This window comes from Corynebacterium sp. HMSC034A01 (genome assembly GCF_001838175.1).
Lineage (GTDB): Bacteria > Actinomycetota > Actinomycetes > Mycobacteriales > Mycobacteriaceae > Corynebacterium.
Genome location: NZ_KV835955.1, coordinates 410 through 2,663, shown reverse-complemented (window position 1 = coordinate 2,663; position 2,254 = coordinate 410). Strand labels below are relative to the sequence as shown.

Below are 2,254 nucleotides of genomic sequence, written 5' to 3'. Positions count from 1 at the left end.
GCCGGAAACCAAGCCGGAAACCAAGCCGGAGGGGCCGGTCGAGGGCCAGGATGACTCCAAGGGCTCGAGCAACGCGCCGATTAGCGTCATCATCGCGGGCGTAGTCGCAGTGCTCAGTGTTCTGTCGCTGCTGCTGGCATTCCCGATCGACCGAGTCCTCGGCCCGATCGCAAGCTTCGGCAAGAAGTAGCGCGCGAAAAGATCGCATGTAGCGCCGCCTGGCTCCGGAAGGGGTGGGGCGGCGCTTCGTCGTTAAGCAAAGACGCAAATCGCGGGTTAAGTAGCAAAAAGTGTGTCCGCTCGGCGTGTCGCGGGGCGGACACACTGTTTGTTACTTCATGAGGCCTTTTCTGATTCCTATCGAGTGTTCGTACTCGGTTGGGATAGCGTTGTCGTAGAAGGCTGGTCGGCCTGTTTCCTGGTCGGCTTTGTTGTGGTCTTCTTCGGCAAGATCGTTGACTTTGGCGAGTTGATCTTGACCAAAATTGCACTGCCTGGCGATGTCTAACGGATCGTCAGGCAGTTGCTTTTTTGGTGTGGAGGTGCCACTCGAGCATTTTCCGTTGGCGTTCCCCGGACCTGCCGCGATGCCCGTCGGCGATGCGTTTGAGTCCGGCGTTGATGCCGCCTTCCAGACTGTTTGTCGTTGACGCCCAGCGTTTTGGCTCAAGCGCATTCGGTGGTGGCTGCAGGTAGGTAAACAGCCAGTTGTTGCGCGATAGATACAGCAGTGAGTTGTAGGCTTTGCGCACTCGTAGATGGGTCCATTCCCACTGGTTATTGAGTGTGCGGCGTTCTTTTGGCACGGGCGTTTTTTCGTTGAGGAATGTTTTGAATACCTGCCCGAAGTCGTGCAGACGCAGCGTCCACTCCCGTGCTTGGTCGAGTGTGGTGATACGGGTCAGCTTCAACGCGAGTGCGTAGATGGCTTTGCCGGCGTCGGTTCGTGGCCGTGAGGTGGTGTAGCGGCGGATGACGCGCTGCGCATGGACGGTTACGTCCCTTAGTGTGGTGTAGCGCTTGCTGATGGTGGGCCCTGGGAAATACAGGGGCGGCCACCGCCAGTGAGGGTGTCAGGAAGTTTGTGTGTGAGGCTCTGATCTAGAAGGAGTTTCACCGATAATGACTACGGTGTCACCGAAGAAAAACCATGATCCGGCGAGGGTCAACGAGATCAGCGAGAAGCTGATGGAAAATCCTGAGCTGGCCAGCTTGATCAGCGAGCTGTCGGCTTCCGCTGATGATGCCAGCGAGCTGGTCAAAGGCCTGCTGCAGGCATCGATCAACGCCGGTCTTAAGGCAGAGATGGATGCGCATTTGGGCTACGGCCATGCCGATCGTAAGGCGAAGGCCCGGGTGGAAACCGCACAGGCGAACAATCACCGCAACGGGTCGTACACCACAACCGTTGATTCTGGCTACGGCGCGTTGGAAGTGACCATGCCGAGGGATCGTGCCGGCACGTTTGCTCCAACAATGGTGCCCAAAGGCTCCCGTCGGCTCACAGAGCTCGACGACATGATTATCTCGCTGTACGCCGGCGGGATGAACGTGCGTGATATCCAGCACCATCTCGCCACCGCCCTGGGGGTGGATATGAGCCCGGATACGATCAGCACGATCACCGACGCGGTGTTAGATGAGGTCATGACCTGGCAAAACCGCCAGCTCGACGAGTTCTACCCAGTGATCTTCCTCGACGCGCTACGAGTAAAAATCCGCAGGTGCCCACCGGGTGGTGAATAAGGCCTGCTACATGGCCGTCGGTGTGGATATGGACGGCATCAAACACATCCTGGGATTGTGGATCGCTGACAATGAAGGCGCCGCATTCTGGGCATCAGTCTGCGCTGACCTTGCCAACCGTGGCGTCCAAGACGTGTTCATCGTCTGCTGCGACGGGCTCAAAGGCCTGCCGGAAGCAGTAGAAGCAACCTGGCCGAATTCCATGGTGCAGACCTGCATCGTGCACCTGATCCGGGCGGCCAACAGGTGGGTGTCGTATCAGGACCGCAAAGGTGTCTCCCGTGCGCTACGTGAGGTCTATACAGCCGCCAACGAAGACACCGCCCGCGCCAGCCTTGATGCCTTCGAGGCCAGTGAACTGGGCCGTAAATACCCGCAATCGGTCAAAGTCTGGCGCGATGCCTGGGACAGGTTCGTGCCGTTTCTGCAGTTCCCGCCAGCAGCGAGGCGGGTGCTCTACACCACGAATTCGATCGAATCGCTGAATGCTGAACTGCGTAAAGCTACC

1 protein-coding gene and 2 pseudogenes are annotated in these 2,254 nt (G+C 58.4%); 2 read left to right on the top strand and 1 reads right to left on the bottom strand.

The window, feature by feature from the left end:
• Positions 1-190: hypothetical protein (locus HMPREF2791_RS12035; protein WP_168168291.1), on the top strand; the 190-nt coding region annotated here is incomplete at its 5' end.
• A 141-nt stretch (positions 191-331) separates the two neighbouring features.
• Here HMPREF2791_RS12035 and HMPREF2791_RS11570 read toward each other — a convergent pair.
• Positions 332-995: pseudogene (locus HMPREF2791_RS11570) on the bottom strand (IS256 family transposase); the annotation flags it as partial.
• Between the two features lie 127 nt (positions 996-1,122).
• Here HMPREF2791_RS11570 and HMPREF2791_RS05350 point away from each other — a divergent pair.
• A pseudogene (locus HMPREF2791_RS05350) lies at positions 1,123-2,254 on the top strand (IS256 family transposase); the annotation flags it as partial.